The 16,475-nt window shown below is 65.8% G+C and carries 15 protein-coding genes; 3 read left to right on the top strand and 12 right to left on the bottom strand.

The genetic code is table 11. The features are described from left to right. Positions 1–144: 144 nt before the first annotated feature. The 8 genes from VFW84_RS02880 to VFW84_RS02845 all read right to left on the bottom strand — a co-directional run bounded on the left by VFW84_RS02880 (position 145) and on the right by VFW84_RS02845 (position 10,404). The gene (locus tag VFW84_RS02880; RefSeq protein ID WP_329678928.1) at positions 145–957 is read right to left on the bottom strand and encodes a hypothetical protein; all 813 of its coding nucleotides are present in this window, start codon (positions 955–957) and stop codon (positions 145–147) included. 996 nt (positions 958–1,953) lie between these two features. Then, on the bottom strand, positions 1,954–3,531 hold the full coding sequence (purH, locus tag VFW84_RS02875; protein WP_329678927.1) for a bifunctional phosphoribosylaminoimidazolecarboxamide formyltransferase/IMP cyclohydrolase: 1,578 nt from the start codon (positions 3,529–3,531) through the stop codon (positions 1,954–1,956). Positions 3,532–3,568: 37 nt separating this feature from the next. Further along, on the bottom strand, positions 3,569–3,805 hold the full coding sequence (locus VFW84_RS02870; RefSeq protein WP_329678926.1) for a Fis family transcriptional regulator: 237 nt from the start codon (positions 3,803–3,805) through the stop codon (positions 3,569–3,571). A gap of 6 nt (positions 3,806–3,811) precedes the next feature. Beyond that, on the bottom strand, positions 3,812–4,924 hold the full coding sequence (gene dusB, locus VFW84_RS02865) for a tRNA dihydrouridine synthase DusB (RefSeq protein WP_329678925.1): 1,113 nt from the start codon (positions 4,922–4,924) through the stop codon (positions 3,812–3,814). A gap of 187 nt (positions 4,925–5,111) precedes the next feature. Then, positions 5,112–5,981: a 4-hydroxy-tetrahydrodipicolinate synthase gene (gene dapA / locus VFW84_RS02860; protein ID WP_329678924.1), complete on the bottom strand. Its 870-nt coding sequence runs from the start codon at positions 5,979–5,981 to the stop codon at positions 5,112–5,114. A 277-nt stretch (positions 5,982–6,258) separates the two neighbouring features. Further along, positions 6,259–8,127 carry a potassium transporter Kup gene (locus VFW84_RS02855; RefSeq protein WP_329678923.1) on the bottom strand — a complete coding sequence of 623 codons (1,869 nt, stop codon included), beginning with the start codon at positions 8,125–8,127 and terminating at the stop codon, positions 6,259–6,261. 7 nt (positions 8,128–8,134) lie between these two features. Continuing rightward, complete coding sequence (gene kdpE / locus VFW84_RS02850; RefSeq protein ID WP_329678922.1) at positions 8,135–8,821, bottom strand: two-component system response regulator KdpE; 687 nt, start codon at positions 8,819–8,821, stop codon at positions 8,135–8,137. Next, positions 8,818–10,404, bottom strand: a complete 1,587-nt coding sequence (locus tag VFW84_RS02845) for a DUF4118 domain-containing protein (RefSeq protein WP_329678921.1) — start codon at positions 10,402–10,404, stop codon at positions 8,818–8,820. Before VFW84_RS02845 ends, kdpE begins: the two co-directional genes overlap by 4 nt. Positions 10,405–10,509: 105 nt before the next feature. On the opposite strand from VFW84_RS02845, the gene VFW84_RS02840 reads away from it, so the two are divergent. Then, positions 10,510–10,974: a YqaA family protein gene (locus VFW84_RS02840; protein ID WP_329678920.1), complete on the top strand. Its 465-nt coding sequence runs from the start codon at positions 10,510–10,512 to the stop codon at positions 10,972–10,974. A 251-nt stretch (positions 10,975–11,225) separates the two neighbouring features. On the opposite strand, the gene VFW84_RS02835 is transcribed toward VFW84_RS02840, so the two are convergent. The 4 genes from VFW84_RS02835 to VFW84_RS02820 form a co-directional block, all read right to left on the bottom strand. Next, positions 11,226–11,528, bottom strand: a complete 303-nt coding sequence (locus VFW84_RS02835; protein ID WP_329678919.1) for a copper-binding protein — start codon at positions 11,526–11,528, stop codon at positions 11,226–11,228. 36 nt (positions 11,529–11,564) lie between these two features. Beyond that, on the bottom strand, positions 11,565–12,971 hold the full coding sequence (locus VFW84_RS02830; protein ID WP_329678918.1) for a copper oxidase: 1,407 nt from the start codon (positions 12,969–12,971) through the stop codon (positions 11,565–11,567). Positions 12,972–12,976: 5 nt separating this feature from the next. Beyond that, positions 12,977–14,341 (bottom strand): TolC family protein, encoded by a 1,365-nt coding sequence (locus tag VFW84_RS02825; protein WP_329678917.1) that lies wholly within the window; start codon positions 14,339–14,341, stop codon positions 12,977–12,979. Positions 14,342–14,427: 86 nt separating this feature from the next. Next, the gene (locus VFW84_RS02820) at positions 14,428–14,838 is read right to left on the bottom strand and encodes a hypothetical protein (protein WP_329678916.1); all 411 of its coding nucleotides are present in this window, start codon (positions 14,836–14,838) and stop codon (positions 14,428–14,430) included. 82 nt (positions 14,839–14,920) lie between these two features. Between VFW84_RS02820 and argB the strand changes: the two genes are divergently transcribed. Then, complete coding sequence (argB, locus tag VFW84_RS02815) at positions 14,921–15,835, top strand: acetylglutamate kinase (RefSeq protein ID WP_329678915.1); 915 nt, start codon at positions 14,921–14,923, stop codon at positions 15,833–15,835. Position 15,836: 1 nt separating this feature from the next. Further along, positions 15,837–16,475: glycosyltransferase family 39 protein (locus VFW84_RS02810; protein WP_329678914.1), on the top strand; the 639-nt coding region annotated here is incomplete at its 3' end.

Genomic DNA, 16,475 nt, shown 5'->3' with positions numbered 1-16,475 from the left:
CAGGGTAACGTGTCTTGTTAAACAAGAAAACATGCGATGCCCTTGCACCCCCCCTCTTCTGGGGGTGGTATTTGCCCGCACCTGTCGTTTTCCGTGGGCATGAAAAAAGGCCCCGAAGGGCCTGGTGGTGTGGGGTGTTGAGGCTCAGCGCTTGCTCACCTGGGCGCCATCCATGGCATGTTGCGGTCGACGCTGCGCCGCCCGTTGCGCGGCGCGCTTCTTGTAGTCCCAGTGAAAGATCCGACTGGGCGCGTGCTTGAGCATGTGCCAGATCATGCCCAGGTCGATGGCGCCCAGGCAGGGCATCTCGTCACCCCGCATCCAGTGAGGGTTGCGCTTTTCAAAGAAGGCGATCTTGCGATCACTGCGTTCGGCATCGGAGATGGGCGTGACATCGCCCTTGAGTCGGCAGGCGTCTTCGCCAAAGTCCAGCATGCCCCGTTCCCGGTCAAGGGTGCCAGGGAAGAGGTGCTCACTGGCGGCCATGGCGATGTTGCGCATGTGCGGATCATCGCCGTCGACATGGGGGTAGTAGTTGGGGAAATTGTTGGCCATCATCAGATAGGTGCGATAGCCCATCGAGATCAGATACCAGTACACCGGCGTGAAGGGGTGCAGCACCTTCTGGCGCCAGAGATAGAGCAGGCCGGAGATGCGCAGTGCCGAGGTGCCCCAATAGCGGCGGTCGACCACGGTGTCACCGCTGAACACGCAGCGCACGGCCTGGCCATCGACCTTCATCTGGAAATTGGTGATCGTGGAAAAGCCCACGATGCTGTCATCGCGTTTGCTGTAGATCACCAGCACCCCGGTCTTCTTGGACATGTCCCGGATGAAGGTCTCCAGGGAGGTGTTGTCGTAGTACTGGATGAACAGTTTGTACATGGCGATGCAGTCGGCCATGCGGATGAACTTGAGCGGACGATAGCGTCCATAAACGGCGTCTGGTCTGGACATGGCGAGTACTTCCTCGATAAGGCTGAGGTGGTGAGCTGGAAGGGATTCCGTCTCGACGTGTCCGGAAGTTTGATGAGGGCCGTTCAATAAGAATACGAACTGAATCAATGGCGCAGAGAGTGGGGGGGAGTGCTTTCCCGGGCACCACCGGGGTCTGCATCAAGGGCCCATGCGGCCATGAAAAAGGCTCATCACGCATTTTCGGGGTGGCATCTGATGCACGCTTTGTCGATGCAACGCGGGGCGCGGGCTGAGCCAACTTCCGGGCGGGCTTCAATGTGGGTGGTCCTGCCTTTGGCAGGACTTCCCGGTGGTGCTCACCATGGGCTTGTGCCGTGGAACTCGCTGCGCGGCTGACGCCGCTGCGCTCGCGCAACCACGGCAAGTCAGATGACGAAGCGCGCTGCGCACGCCAAGCCCATGGCTGCGCTCCTCGGCACCCACAAGGCGCCCTCCCGAAAGCCGGCTCAGCCCTTCTTCGCCTCGCTGGTGGTATGCCGAGACCGTCGCATGCCACGGCTTACGCACATTCAAAGCCAGAGCGCTGGAGAACGAGCGACGAGTGATCAACTCAAGGTCTGTGTGCGTTCAACCATGGGCGCGAAAGCGCAGCGACCATGGCACGCCAGGACGTCCACGCAGGCCACCAGCGGGGCGATCAAAGGGGTGAAGGGGCACGTGGCCGGGCGCCTTGTGGGTGCCGAGGAGCGCAGCCGTGGGCTTGGCGCGCGTCAGCGCGCTTCGTGAACATGCTTGCCGTGGTTGTCTGAGTGCAGCGGCTGAAAGCCGCGGAGCGAGTTCCACGGCACAAGCCCATGGGGAGCACCACAGGGAAGTCCTGCCAAAGGCAGGACCACCCACATTGAAGCCCGGCCGCGTGCCCCTTCACCCCGCGCCCCGCGCTGCATCGCAAAAACACAGGATCACGGCGCATGAAAACATGCCCCGAAGGGCCTTGAGGTCAAACTCAGACCGCCAGAGCTGGCGGCGCGGCAATCAGTGACGGAAGTGACGCGTGCCAGTGAAGACCATGGCGATGCCGCGCTCGTCCGCAGCGGCGATGACTTCGTCGTCGCGCATGCTGCCGCCCGGGTGGATCACGCAGCTTGCGCCAGCGTCGACGACCACGTCCAGGCCATCACGGAAGGGGAAGAAGGCGTCCGAGGCCACGGCCGAGCCCTGCAGGCTCAAGTTGGCGTGCTGGGCCTTGATCGAGGCGATGCGAGCCGAGTCCAGGCGGCTCATCTGGCCCGCGCCCACGCCCATGGTCATGCCGTCCTTGCAGAAGACGATGGCGTTGCTCTTGACGAAGCGCGCCACGGTCCAGGCAAACAGCATGTCTTGCAGTTGCTGCTCGGTGGGCTGTACTTTGGACACCACCTTGATGTCGCCGACCAAGTCGATGTTGTCGGCCGATTGCAGCAGCATGCCACCGCCCACGCGCTTGAAGTCCAGCGCGTTGCTGAGCTGGCTGATGGGCACTTCCAGCAGGCGCACGTTCTGCTTGCTGGCATAGGCGGCACGGGCGGCCGGGGTGATGGCCGGGGCAATGGCCACTTCCACGAACTGCTTGTTGGCGTTGATGGCCTCGACCACATCGGCATCGATGGGGCGGTTGAAGGCCATGATGCCGCCAAAGGCGCTGGTGGGATCGGTCTTGAGGGCCTTCTGATAGGCCTCCAGCGGGGTCGCGCCCACGGCCACGCCGCAGGGGTTGGCATGCTTGACGATCACGCAGGCGCACTGCTCGAAGGCCTTGACGCATTCCCAGGCCGCATCGGCATCGGCGATGTTGTTGAAGGACAGCTCCTTGCCCTGGATCTGGGTCCATTGCGACAGCGTGCCGGCCACCGGCTGGGCTTCGCGGTAGAAGGCGGCCGACTGGTGGGGGTTCTCGCCATAACGCATGCCCTGCACCTTGTTGAGTTGCAGGTTGAACACCTCGGGGTATTCGGCGCGCACGGGCACGGCTTCGGTCTTCAGCTCGCTGCCGGCTTCAAGCGCGGTCAGGTAGTTGGTGATCATGCCGTCGTAGGCGGCGGTGTGGGCGAACACCTTCTTGGCCAGCATGAACTTGGTGCCGCGGGTCAGGCCCTCGCCCTTGAGCTCAGCCAGCACTTGCGGGTAGTCGACCGGGTCGATGATGACGGCCACGTCCTGCCAGTTCTTGGCGGCCGCGCGCAGCATGGTGGGGCCGCCGATGTCGATGTTCTCGATGGCGTTCTCGAGTGTGCAATCGGCCTTGGCGGTGGCCTGGGCAAAGGGGTAGAGGTTGACCACCAGGATGTCGATGGTGTTGATGCCGTGCTCCTTGAGCGCGGCCATGTGCTCGGGCAGGTCGCGGCGGGCCAGCAGCCCCCCGTGCACACGCGGGTGCAGGGTCTTGACACGGCCGTCGAGCATTTCGGGGAAGCCGGTGACCTCAGACACTTCGGTCACGGGCAGGCCCTGGTCGGCCAGCAGCTTGGCGGTGCCGCCGGTGGACAGCAGCTTCACGCCCTGGGCGTGCAGTGCCTGGGCAAATTCAACGATGCCGGTCTTGTCGGACACGGACAGCAGGGCGGTCAAGGCCATGGTTTTTTCCTTCAGATCTAAAAGAGCGGGATGGGGGTCACTTGACCAGCTTGTGGTCCAGCAGTTTGCGGCGCAAGGTGTTGCGGTTGATGCCCAGCCAGTCGGCCGCCTTGGACTGGTTGCCTTCGGCGCGCTGCATGACCAGCTCCAGCATGGGCTTTTCGACCGCCGCCAGCACCATGTCGTAGACACCGTGAGGCTCGGCACCGCGCAGGTCCTGGAAATAGCTCTCCAGGTTGTCCTTGATGCAGTCTTGGATGTTCTTCTTGCTCATATCACTTCAATGGGCGAAGCAGGCGGCCGGGTGGGCAGCCTCAGCCTCGCTGGCGTCGGTCGACTCCGCGTCGTCACCCGGCAGGGCGGCGTCGTGGCTCAGTGGCAGCCGATCGTGATCGACGGCCAGTTGTTCAAAGTAGTCCTGCACGGCACGCACCTGATCGGCACAGGTCTCCAGCAGGTTCATGCGGGCGCGGAAGGCCTCGCCGCCCGGCAGGGCGCGCACGGCCCAGCCGATGTGCTTGCGGGCGGTGCGCACGCCAGCGAATTCGCCGTACAGGCCGTAGTGGTCCTCCAGGTGGTCCAGCAGCCAGCGCTGGACCTGGGCGGTCATGGGCGCGGCGCGGTGCTCGCCCGTGGCCAGGAAATGGGCGATGTCGCCAAAGATCCAGGGGCGGCCCTGGGCGGCGCGGCCGATCATGAGGGCATCGGCCCCGGTCAGGCGCAGCACCTCGCGCGCCTTGTCGGCGCTGGTGATGTCGCCATTGGCCACCACCGGGATCTGCACGGCGGCCTTGACGGCGGCGATGGTGTCGTACTCGGCCTGGCCCTTGTAGCCCTGCTCGCGGGTGCGGCCGTGCACGGTCAGCATGGCGATGCCAGCGGACTCGGCGGCCCGGGCGATGCGCTCGGCGTTCTTGTGCTCGGCGCTCCAGCCGGTGCGCATCTTGAGCGTGGTCGGCACGCCGTGTGGCAGGCAGGCGGCGACCACGGCCTCGATGATCTCCAGGGCCAGGGGCTCGTCCTGCATCAGGGCCGAGCCCGCCCATTTGTTGCAGACCTTCTTGGCCGGGCAGCCCATGTTGATGTCGATGATCTGGGCGCCACGCTCGATGTTGTAGGCGGCAGCCTCGGCCATCATGGCGGCGTCCGTGCCGGCGATCTGCACGGCGATGGGGGCCGTCTCCCCCTCGTGGTTGGCGCGGCGCGAGGTTTTCAGCGTCTTCCACAGATCCTTGCGCGAGGTCACCATTTCGCTCACGGCATAGCCCGCCCCCAGCTGTTTGCACAACTGGCGGAAAGGCCGGTCCGTCACCCCCGCCATGGGGGCCACGAACAGCCGGTTGGGCAGCAGGTGCGGCCCGACGCGCAAGGGTGTCAGCAGGGTGGATGACATGACGGCACGCGCTTTTGCAGCCTTTGCGTGGTGTGAAACATGGGGGGCGAAAAGACGCCAAAGCCCCGACCGTGCGAACGATCGAGGCTGCTTAAAAAGGAGGCAGAGTATAGCCCGAACCGGGGGCAAGCGGGAGGCTTTTTTCCGGTTCCGCATGGCGAATGGGCCATCGGTGCATCTGCTGGCGTCACCAGGGCGTGCTGTCTGGGCAAGCGGCCGCCCAGTTCGCTCGCGCGGCTTCACTCGCCCGCAGCAGGGGGCCGCGCACCTCATCCCGACACCATCCTTGCAATGTCAGCGCCGCCTTGATCACGCTGGGGTTGGGCTCGGCAAACAGCGCCCGGATCATGGGCATCAGTTGATGATGCAAGGCGCGTGCCTCGGCCAGCCGGTCGGTGCGCACGGCCTCATACAGGGCCACGAAACGCTCCGGCTGCAGATGCGCGGCCGCCGTGATGGCGCCCTGGCCGCCCAGGCACAGGCTGTGAAAGATGTTCCCGTCCTCCCCCGCCAGCACGGCCAGTCGGCCGTCGGCCACCAGGGCCTGTGTCTTGTCCAGCGAGCCGCCGCAGTCCTTGATGGCGCGGATCTGCTCGTGCTCTGCCAGGCGCAGCAGGGTCTCCAGCGACAGTGGCACGCCGGTGCGGTAGGGAATGTCGTAGACCACCAGGGCCTGTGCGCTGGCATCGGCCAGACGCGTGAAGTGCTCGATCAGCCCGGCCTGTGAGGGGCGCACATACGCGGGCGCGGGCGACAGCACGCCCGCCAGGGGCCAACGGTTCAGGGCACGACGCCGTTGCAGCAGTTGCCCGGTGTGGGGGCCGGCCAGGCCGGCGATCACGCCCAAGTCACCCGCTTCGCTCAGCACCGTGTCCAGCACGGCATCTTGTTCGGCCTCGCTCAGCGAGGCGGCCTCGCCGGTGGTGCCGAGGGCGACCAGGCCATGCACACCCGCCGCTCGGTAGTGCGCCACCAGGCGCCGCAGGGCGGTGTGATCCACCTCGTCATCGTGAAACGGCGTGATCAGCGCCACCCAGATCCCGGAGAAATCCGACATGAAAAGACTCCATCAACCAGACCGGTGAAAGGAACCGTTCAGGTGGGCGTCACAACAGAGGTGGGGTCGCGGGCTCGGGCCTTGTGATCCGTGAGGCTGTTCCGTCGCTCATCTGGACGGAAGCAGCAGCTCCGGTCAGACGAGCGGCTGTTTTTTGGCTTTGGACAGGCATGCGCAGGCGTGGCACCGGTCACCCTGGCGCGAGGCGTCAGGGGGGGCGGTCACAGCGAGTGCTTGTCTGTCCATGCTGGCATTGTAGACAGATCGGTGGTGCCGATCACAGCATGACCTGCGTGCCCAGTTCCACCACCTGGTTGGCGGGCAGGCGATAGTAGGTGGCCGCACCCTCGGCCTGCCGCGTCATCCAGCTGTACAGCGCACATTGCCATGCGGGCATGGCGCCGGGCCCATCCACAATGGTCGAACGCGCCACGAAGTAGGTGGTGCTCATGGCGTCCCATGCGGGGCCTGTGCGTGGCGCCAGGGCCAGTGCGCCAGGGATGTCGGGCTCTTCGCGGAAGCCGAATCGGACCGTCAGGTGGTAGATGCCAGGCGTTGCGGTCTGCAGCGTACAGCGGGCCTGATCGGACACGTAGGGAATGTTGTCGTTGATCACGTGCAGGAACACGGTGTCCTGATGCATGACCTTGTAGTGCTTGAGGTTGTGAAACAGGGCGCTGGGCACAATGCTGGCGTCCGAGGTCAGGTAGACCGCGCAGCCGGGCACACGCGGCACATCCGGGCGGGGGCCTTCGATGAAATCCGCCATCGGGATGTCGATCTTGCGGCGTTGCTCGGCCACCAGCAGGCTGCCGCGCTTCCAGGTGGTCAGCAGCACGAACAGCGCGGCCCCCATCAGCAAGGGGAACCAGCCGCCTTCGCTCAGCTTGTTCAGGTTGGATGCCAGAAAGAGGGTTTCCAGGCTGCCGAAGGCCAGCAGCGCCACGAGCAAGGGTGTGCGTGTCCTGGACGGCAGCGACCAGGCGACCACGGCGATCAGCACCGTGGTGATGATCATCGTGCCCGACACGGCAATGCCGTAGGCCGCCGCCAGGGCACCGGAGGACTTGAAGGCCAGCACCAGCAGCACCACGGCGATCAGCATCAACCAGTTGACGGTGGGAATGTAGATCTGCCCTTGTTCGCGATCAGAGGTGTGCAGGATGCGGATGCGAGGCAGGTAACCCAGACGGCTGGCCTGCAAGGTCATCGAGTAAGCGCCAGAGATGGTGGCTTGCGAGGCGATCACCGTGGCCGCTGTGGCCAGTGCCACCAGCACGGGCAGCCAATTCGCAGTGGTCAGCAGGAAAAAGGGGTTGCTGATGCTGTCCGGGCTGCGCAGCACCAGGGCCCCTTGGCCGAAGTAGTTCAGCAGCAGGCAGGGCCAGACCAGCCCATACCAGGCCAGGCGAACGGCCTTGGCCCCGAAGTGCCCCATGTCGGCGTACAGGGCCTCGCCACCGGTCAGTGCCAGGAAGACGGCCGACATCAACAAGAAGGCCTTGCCCGGCTCGTGCAGCGCGAAGCTGATGGCATGCCAGGGGTTCAGCGCGGCGAGCACCGACGGCGTTTGCGCGATGCTGTGAATGCCCAGCGCCCCCAGGCAGACAAACCAGATCACCGTGACCGGGCCGAACAACTTGCCCACATGCCCCGTGCCGTGGCGCTGGATGAGGAACAGGGCCACCAGGATCCCCAGGGTGATGGGGATGACCAGCGTGTGCAGGGAGGGGGCCACCACGCTGATCCCTTCCACGGCTGACAGCACCGAGATGGCCGGAGTGATGATGGCGTCACCATAGAACAATGCGGCTGCGAACACGCCCAGCGCCACGACCCAGGTCTGGCGGGTGCCTCGGGTGCTGGCCTGCCGCAAGGCCAGCGCAGTCAGGGCCAGCACCCCGCCTTCTCCCTCGTTGTGAAAGCGCAGGACCGTCCAGACATACTTGATCGAAATGACGATGAGCACGGCCCAGAACAGCGCTGACAGCGTGGCCAGGATGTGATCGGGGGATGGCGTGAGGGCGTGCGGGCCGTTGAAGGCTTCCTTGAAAGCGTACAGGGGGCTGGTGCCGATGTCGCCAAAGACGATGCCCAGGGCCGCCAGGGTCAAGGTGCTCAGACGCGATGATGAAGTGTGGCTCATGGGTGTTTCAACGTTGGAAGCGATAGCCGACGCCGGTCTCGGTCAGCAGGTGTTGAGGTTGGGTCGGATCGACCTCCAGCTTGTGACGCAGGTGGCCGACATAGACGCGCAGGTAGTGATTGCTTTCGACGGCATTGGGCCCCCAGACCTCGCGCAGCAACTGTCGGTGGGTCATCACGGTGCCCTCGTGGGCCAGCAGGGCACACAGCAGCCGGTATTCGATGGGGGTCAGATGCAGGGGCTCGCCACCACGCAGGACCTGACGGCACACGCGATCGACGGCGATGTCGCCAAAGCGCACCACGGGTTCTTCCGCACGGCTGCCCTGCAGGGAGCGTCTCAGCAGCGCCCGTACCCGTGCCAGCAGTTCGCCGACCGAAAAGGGTTTGACCAGAAAGTCGTCTGCGCCGGTGTCAAGGGCCTGTATCTTGTCGGCCTCGCCACTGCGGGCCGACAGGATCAGGATGGGGATATGTGACCAGGTCCGCAACTGGGTGACAAAGGACAGGCCCTCGCCGTCGGGCAATCCCAGATCCAGAATGACCAGATCGGGTTTGCGTGAGGCGGCTTCCCGCACCCCCTGTTGCAGGCTGTCAGCCTCGAACACCCGGCAACCCTCGCCGTCCAGGGCTGCGCGTACAAACCGCCGGATCGTGGCGTCGTCTTCAACGAGCAGAACAATGGGCGCGCTCATGCCTCGACCTCGGGCTCCAGTGTGGGTGGGTTGCCCAGGGCCAGAGACAGGCAGACCTGTGCACCACCTTCCGCACGGTTGCTGGCCTCGATGTGGCCGCCATGGGCTTCGACGATCGCTTTGCAGATGGCCAGTCCGAGGCCCACGCCCGGCAATGACGATTCCACCACGCCGCGCTCGAACAGCTCAAAGACTTGGGTGAGCTTGTCTGGCGGGAAGCCCATGCCTCGATCGCTCACGCTCAACTGCCATTGACGCCCGTCTACCCAGGCACGCAGTTCGATGGGCTGCGCGTCCGGACTGTATTTGGCAGCGTTTTCGAGCAGGTTGGCCAGGACGCGTTCGAACAGGACGGCGTCGATGCACACCAGCGGAAAGTCCTCGGGGATCGACACCTTGACGGGATGGTGGGCCAGGGCGGTGGCCAGAGACTGGATGCTCGCGCCGATCACCTCTTCCAGCGGCTGCCATTCCAGATGCATGGGTACATGCCCGGCGTGCAATCGGGCCATGTCCAGCAGTTTGATCACCATGTCGTGCAGATGACCGGCCTGATCGCGCACGGCCTGCGCCATCTCCTGCGCGGCATGCGGCAGGGGCGGTTGCATCACGGTCAATGCGTCGGCAGTGCCGTACAGGGCGGTCAAGGGGGTGCGGATGTCGTGGGACAGGGCCGACAAGATGGAGCCTCTCAGGCGTTCAGAGGTGATGTCCACCTGCGTCTGCTGGGCCACCTCCACAAAATGCAGGCGCTCCAGGGCGGCGGCGACCAGGGTGGCCAGGGCCTGAGACAGCGCCGACAGTTCGGCGCGGGGCTGGCCGGGCGGGGGGCTCGACGTGCTGATGATCAGCACCCCCCGGCGACGGGTGGCGCCCTGCAGCAGCAGGATCTGGTGGTGATCGTCATCGAAGCTCAGGTGCTGGGGCGGATGGTCTGTTGTCTCCCGGTACACGGCGTGCGCCGCCATCTGTGCCGCTGCATCCAGTGGCGGTGTCGTGGGTGTCAGGGGACTGAGCCCATCCGCATGGGCTGTCAGGATGCGCAGTTCGGCATGCAGGTGCTGATGCACGAAAGTCCTGGCCGCCTCATCGACTTGCCCTGGGGTGAGGCAGGTGCCCAACTGGCGTGCCAGTTCGTACAGCGCCAGGGTTTCACGGTGACGCACATGGGCCTGCTCGATTTGCTGGCGCCAGCTTTCGGCGAGATGGCTGATGATCAGGGCCACAGACAGCATCACCGCCAGACTCAGCAGGTACTGGATGTCATGGACCTGGAAAGACCAGCGAGGGGGAATGAAAAAGAAGTCGAAGGCGGCCACGCTGCTGACCGCCGCGATGACGGCGGGGCCCCTGCCCAGGCGGCTGGCCACCAGGGCCACCGTGAGCAGAAAGAGCATGACCGTGTTGACAGGGTCCAGCCACTGGTTCAACGGCAGGGTGATGACCGTGGTCAGTCCAATGGCTGCGAGGCCCCAGCACCGCGCCAACCAGGGCGATGGGGTGCGCTCAGGGCGCTGGAAGAGGAAGTCAACGGCCATGTCGATCTGTGGAATGGGCCTGAACTCACGGCAGGCGCGGGGCATCGAACAGGTCCATTGTGGCGGTCCAGGTATCAAAAAGCTGTCAAATTGCGGTCTGCCTTGGGTGCTGGCCTGGCAGCAAGCACAATCACACCCATGACAGATTGGATGCATGCATGGCTGGTGCAGGCCCTGGCGGCGGTGGCCTTGCCCAGTGTGGGTTTGCCCGCGGTCTTCGTGATCGCGTTCGTGTCGGCCACTTTGTTGCCCCTGGGCTCGGAGCCCGCGGTCTATGGCCTGGTCACGCTGCAGCCGGAGTTGTTCTGGCCGGCCATCGGGGTGGCCACCCTGGGCAACACCCTGGGGGGCGCAGTCACCTGGTGGATGGGACGGGGGGCGCACCGCGCGGCAGACCGCTTTGCGGGGCGCCGTGTGGAATCCCACGCCCTGGACTGGCTGGAGCGCTTTGGCCCCAAGGCCTGCCTGCTGTCCTGGCTGCCCGTGGTGGGGGACCCCCTGTGTGCCGTGGCCGGATGGCTGAAACTGCCGTTCTGGCCCTGTGTGGCCTACATGGCCGTGGGCAAGTTTGCCCGTTACCTCACGATGACGACGGTGCTGGTCGGCTTGTTCTGACGTCCGAAAAGGTCATCACATGAACATGGGATTGCATTTTGTAACGATTTTGTAAGCGTCAAGGTGCGCACGATCGGCACAAGTTCACTAAACTGCTCGAAGCCGCACTCCAAACATCGATCAAAGCGGCACAACAACGCTGTCACATCATTCGAACAGTCCGGGGAGGACTTATGAGCGACAAAGGCCCCGGGGCGCAAGCTCCGGGGCCTTTGTCGTTGTGGGACGCCTCATGGGGCGCCCGGCAAGGCTTACTTCTTTTCGATGGCCGTCACGGTGAACTGCCCACCCACCTTGTCGGCAGAGAACTTCACCTTGTCGCCCACCTGCAGGCCCTTGAGCCAGGCCGGATCGCTCACGCGGAAGGACATCTGCATGGCGGGCATGTCCAGGTTCTTGATCTCGCCATGCTTGAGCGTGATCTTGCCCGCGTCCAGATCGATCTTCTTGACTTCGCCATCGACCGACTGCGCCCAGGCCGAGACGGCCAGGCCCAGACCGAGCGCCAGGGCGGTGGCGGTGCGGGTGACGATGGCAAAACGACGATTTTTCACGATGTGCTCCATAGCTTCAATCATGGACATTGTGGATCAATGCCCGTGGTGGGACGAGCCCGGCTTCCTGACAGTCACCTCCACCGAGGAGGCCGCAGGGGCGCTTCCATGGGGTGAGACCTCGGGGGGCGTGCCAAGTTCCCCCTTCCATAGACGCGCGGTGGTGCCCGGCGGTTGACGGAACCAGCCCGGATCCTTGTAACTGCCCGGGGCCTGATCTCGCCGCACCTTGAGCGTGGTGAACATGCCGCCCATGCCGATGGCGCCAAACGGCCCCTGTCCCGTCATCATCGGCAGGGTGTTGTCGGGGATCTCCATGTCCATCTCGGCCATTTCGTGCATGCCGTGTTCGCCCATGGCCATGTAGCCTGGGATCAATTGATTGATCTGGCGGGCCAGATCCTGCTGCGGCACGCCGATCAGGTTGGGCACGTTGTGGCCCATGGCGTTCATGGTGTGGTGGCTCTTGTGGCAATGCAGGGCCCAGTCGCCCTCCTCGTCGGCGATGAACTCGATCTGGCGCATCTGGCCCACGGCCACGTCGGTGGTCACCTCGGGCCAGCGGGCGCTGGGCGGCACCGGCCCGCCGTCGGTGCCCGTGACCTCGAACTCGTGACCGTGCAGGTGGATGGGGTGGTTGGTCATGGTCAGGTTGCCGATGCGCAGGCGCACCCGGTCGCCCTGGCGGACATTGATCGAGTCGATGCCGGGGAAGGCGCGGCTGTTCCAGGTCCACAGGTTGAAGTCGAGCATGGTGTTGACTTTGGGAGTCGAGGCGCCGGGCTCAATGTCGTAGGCGTTGAGCAGGAAGCACACATCGCGGTCGACCTCGCTGATGTGCGGGTGGCGCTGACGCGGGTGGGTGACCCACATGCCCATCAGGCCCATGGCCATCTGCACCATCTCGTCGGCATGAGGGTGGTACATGAAGGTGCCGGGGCGCCGGGCGACGAACTCGTAGACATAGGTCTGGCCCGGCGGGATGGCGGGCTGCGTCAGGCCCGACACGCCGTCCATGCCATTGGGCAGGCGCTGGCCATGCCAGTGCACCGTGGTGACCTCGGGCAGCTTGTTGGTGACGAACAGGCGCACGCGGTCGCCCTCGACCACCTCGATGGTGGGGCCGGGGCTCTGGCCGTTGTAGCCCCACAGGCGGGCGATCATGCCGGGGGCGATCTCGCGCAGCACGGGTTCGGCCACCAGGTGGAACTCCTTGACGCCGTCCTTCATGCGCCAGGGCAGGGTCCAGCCATTGAGGGTGAGCACCGGGCGGTAAGGGCGGCCGTTGGGTGGGGTGAGCGGGGGCAGGGTGTCGGCGCGCGTCTGCAGCACGGGCTCGGGCAGGTTCAGCAGGCTGGCGCGTTTGACAGGCTGGGCGGCTGCGCTGCCCACCAGGGCGGCGCCGGAGAGCGCGCCCGTGAGGAAATGTCGGCGGGAGGTCATGGTGGTCAGTGTCCTTGCTCAGACGAGGGGGCGGCGGGGCTGGCGCTGCTGGCGCCCAGGGCCATCAGCCCGGTGGCACTGCCCTCGCGGGTGGCCTGCACCTGGGCATCGGCCAGCCAGTAGTCGCGCTGGGCTTCCAGGGCCGTGACCACGCTGTCGCGGTATTGACGGGCTTGCGCCAGCAACTCGAAGGGGCCGATCAGCATGCCGTTGTACTGTTTGAGCCGCTCGGCCACCAGGCGCTGATGCAGGGGCAGCAGCTCCTGGCGGGCGCTCAGGGCCACCTCGTGCGCGCTCTGGCGCTGGGACAGGGCGCTGCGCCACTCGGAGCGCGCCTGCTGGCGGGTGGCCAGCCAGGCCAGACGGGCAGCGTCCTCGCCGGACGATGCGGCCGAGCGGCGGGCGGCGCCCAGGTCCAGTGCCGACAGGTGCACACCCAGCTCACGGCTGTGTTCGGTGGCCTCGCCATGCCCGGTGGTGCGTCCGGCGCCCAGTTCGACATCGATCACGCTGCCCAGGGCTGTGGCGGCGCGGCCGGACTGTCGGGCCTGCCAGCGCGCCAGGGCCAGGCGCACGTCCAGGCGCTCGTTCAGGCTGTCCTCGTCCGGGGCGGTGGATGCGGGGGGCGTGTCGGGCAGGGCGGGCAGCCGGTCCGGCAGGCTCAAAGCCTCGGCCTGCGCCCCCTCCAGTCCCAGCAGGCGGATCAGCGCTTCGCGCTCCATCAGGGCGTGCTGACGGGCCTGGGCCAGGGCGGTGCGCGCCTGGACCGCCTGCACTTGGTACTGGGTGCCTTGCAATGCACTGAAGTGCCCGGCCTCCTGCATGCGCCGGGCCAGTTCGGCGCCGGTCTGCGTCACGGTCAGTACGTCGGCCAGGTAGAGCGCGCGCTCGCGTGCGGCCACGGCGCGCACCCACTGCACGCGGGTGTCGTGCAGGTGGCCCATGACCTGCCGCGCCAGATCGATCTGCTGCTGTTCGACCTCGCGGTGGGCCTGGGCCGACTGCAGGGGCCAGGTCAGCAGGTCCAGCAGACCCAGTGTCAAGGTGCGCGACAGGCTGCGCTCATCGCCTTGCTGACTGCGCTCCAGGCTGAAGCCCAGCAGGCCGGGGCGGGCGCGCGCCAGGCTTTGGGACTGTTGCGCCTGGCTGCTGGCCATCAGGGCTTGCAGGGCCGGGCTGTGCGCCAGTGCCAGGCGCAGGGCGGCGTCCTGGCTCAGGGGCGCCGTGTCGATGGTGGCAGGGAGGGGGGCGCTGGCAGGCGGAGCAGGCAGCCGCGCTTGCAGCGTGGCCTGCAGGACCTGCTGCTCGGGCGGCGAGGCGCACCCGCTCAGCAGGCTGGCCAGGCAGCACAGTGTCAGGAGTCGGTTCATGGCAAATGGCACAGCCGGGGGCTGTGTCTCGGTTCACGTCGATGGGCTGAGCGGTGGCGCCGAGGCGCAGGCCGCTCAGAGGGCGATCACAGCGTGAGGGTGTGGAGCCGAGGTGGCTTGAAGAGCGCGTCCCGTCGGTGCTCGGGCATACGCACAGGCCCCAGGCCCGGCCCATAGCCGGGCACGTCCGGGGTGGGCAGCACCAGGCTGTGCAGCGGGGGTGCCAGGCCCGCGTGGCAAATGTCGCAGTGGGCGCACATCTGTGCGGCAGGGTGGTCAGGCGGCTCGGTCGGGCTGGTGGCGTCGTGGTCGGCCAGGGCTGGGGCATGGCAAGGGGGCACCGCAGCGTCATGGACCATGGTCACCATGCCGACTTCGTGCAGGGGCGCCAGCGCCTGGGCTGGCGCCATGGTGGCCCAGGCCCAGGCACGCCAGGGCAGCAGAGCCACCAGCGCCATCAGGATCCACGGACGAATGCGACGGTTTGCCAGAAACATGGTTTTCGCAGTCTACGACAAGCGGCCAGACCCTGCGCCGTAAAATGCCGCGTTTGAACCTCAATCCTCCAGCCGACCTGCCATGCCGCATTCCAGCCCCACCTCATCTGATTCCGTGGCCGCCATCGCCCCGCGCGACAAGGCCGAGATCCTGGCGCAGGCGCTGCCCTACATCCGCAAGTTCCATGGCAAGACCATCGTCATCAAGTACGGCGGCAATGCCATGACCGACCCGGAGTTGCAGGCCGATTTCGCTGAAGACGTGGTGCTGCTCAAGCTGGTGGGCTTGAACCCGGTGGTCGTGCACGGCGGTGGGCCGCAGATCGATGCCGCGCTCAACAAGATCGGCAAGAAGGGGCAGTTCATCCAGGGCATGCGCGTGACCGACGACGAGACCATGGAAGTGGTCGAGTGGGTGCTGGCCGGCGAGGTGCAGCAGGACATCGTGGGCCTGATCAATGCCGCGGGTGGCAAGGCCGTGGGCCTGACGGGCCGCGACGGCGGCATGATCCGCGCCCGCAAGCTCAAGCTGCTGGATCTGGAAGACCCCAGCAAGGAGCACGATGTCGGCTCGGTCGGCGAGATCGAGGCCATCGACCCCAGCGTGGTCAAGGCCCTGCAGGACGACCAGTTCATCCCGGTCATCAGCCCCATCGGTTTTGGCGAGCACAACGAGAGCTACAACATCAACGCCGATCTGGTGGCCTCCAAGCTGGCCGAGATCCTCAAGGCAGAGAAGCTCATGCTGCTGACCAACATCAAGGGCGTGCTCGACAAGGAGGGCAATCTGCTGACCGACCTGACGGCCCGTCGCATCGACGAGCTGATCGCCGACGGCACCATCTCTGGCGGCATGCTGCCCAAGATCGCCGGTGCGCTGGATGCGGCCAAGAGCGGCGTCAATGCGGTGCACATCGTCGATGGCCGCGTGCCTCACGCCATGCTGCTCGAAATCCTGACCGAGCAGGCCTATGGCACGATGATCCGGTCGCACTGAGATGTTCGGGCGCAGCGTGCGCCTGTTGCCCCCGATCGGTCTCTGGGGGCCTTGGCTGGTGCTCTATCTGGTCCTGCTGGGCGTGGTGCTGTATGGCCTGCCCGGCGGACGCTCTGACGACGCTGAGATCATGCAGCATACCCAGGTCTGGGCCTGGGGCTACCGTCTTCGCAACCCACCCCTGTTCGAGTGGTTGTCGTGGGCGGTGATGCATGTGACCGGTCCTGGCGTGGGGGTGGTCATGGGGCTGAGGCTGGCCTGCCTGGTGGCCATGCTGGGCCTGATCTATCGCTTGGGGCGCCAATTGGGGCTGCCACCCAAGGGAGCTCTGGCCAGTGCACTGGCCGTCGCACTGGTGCCTCAGTTCTACTACTACGCCCTGTTTGATCTGACGCACACGGTACTGGCCGGCGTGTTCTACGTTCTGCTGCCCATGACCGTGATGCGCGTGCGTGCGCACCCATCGCTGGCGCGGGCTGTGATGGTTGGTGTGGTGGTGGGCCTGGGGCTGCTCACCAAGCACCTGTTCGCACTGTATGTGCTGGGGGCCTTGCTGGCCTGCGCGTGGGTGCCAGCCTATCGGGTGTTGTGGCGGCCTCGGTGGTTGCTGATCGCCGTGCTGTCCGCCATGGTGGTGGTG

Origin of the sequence: Aquabacterium sp., from assembly GCF_036279655.1 — a bacterium.
In the GTDB taxonomy this organism is placed as follows: Bacteria; Pseudomonadota; Gammaproteobacteria; order Burkholderiales; family Burkholderiaceae_C; genus Aquabacterium.
This window is presented reverse-complemented; position numbering and strand designations above follow the sequence as displayed.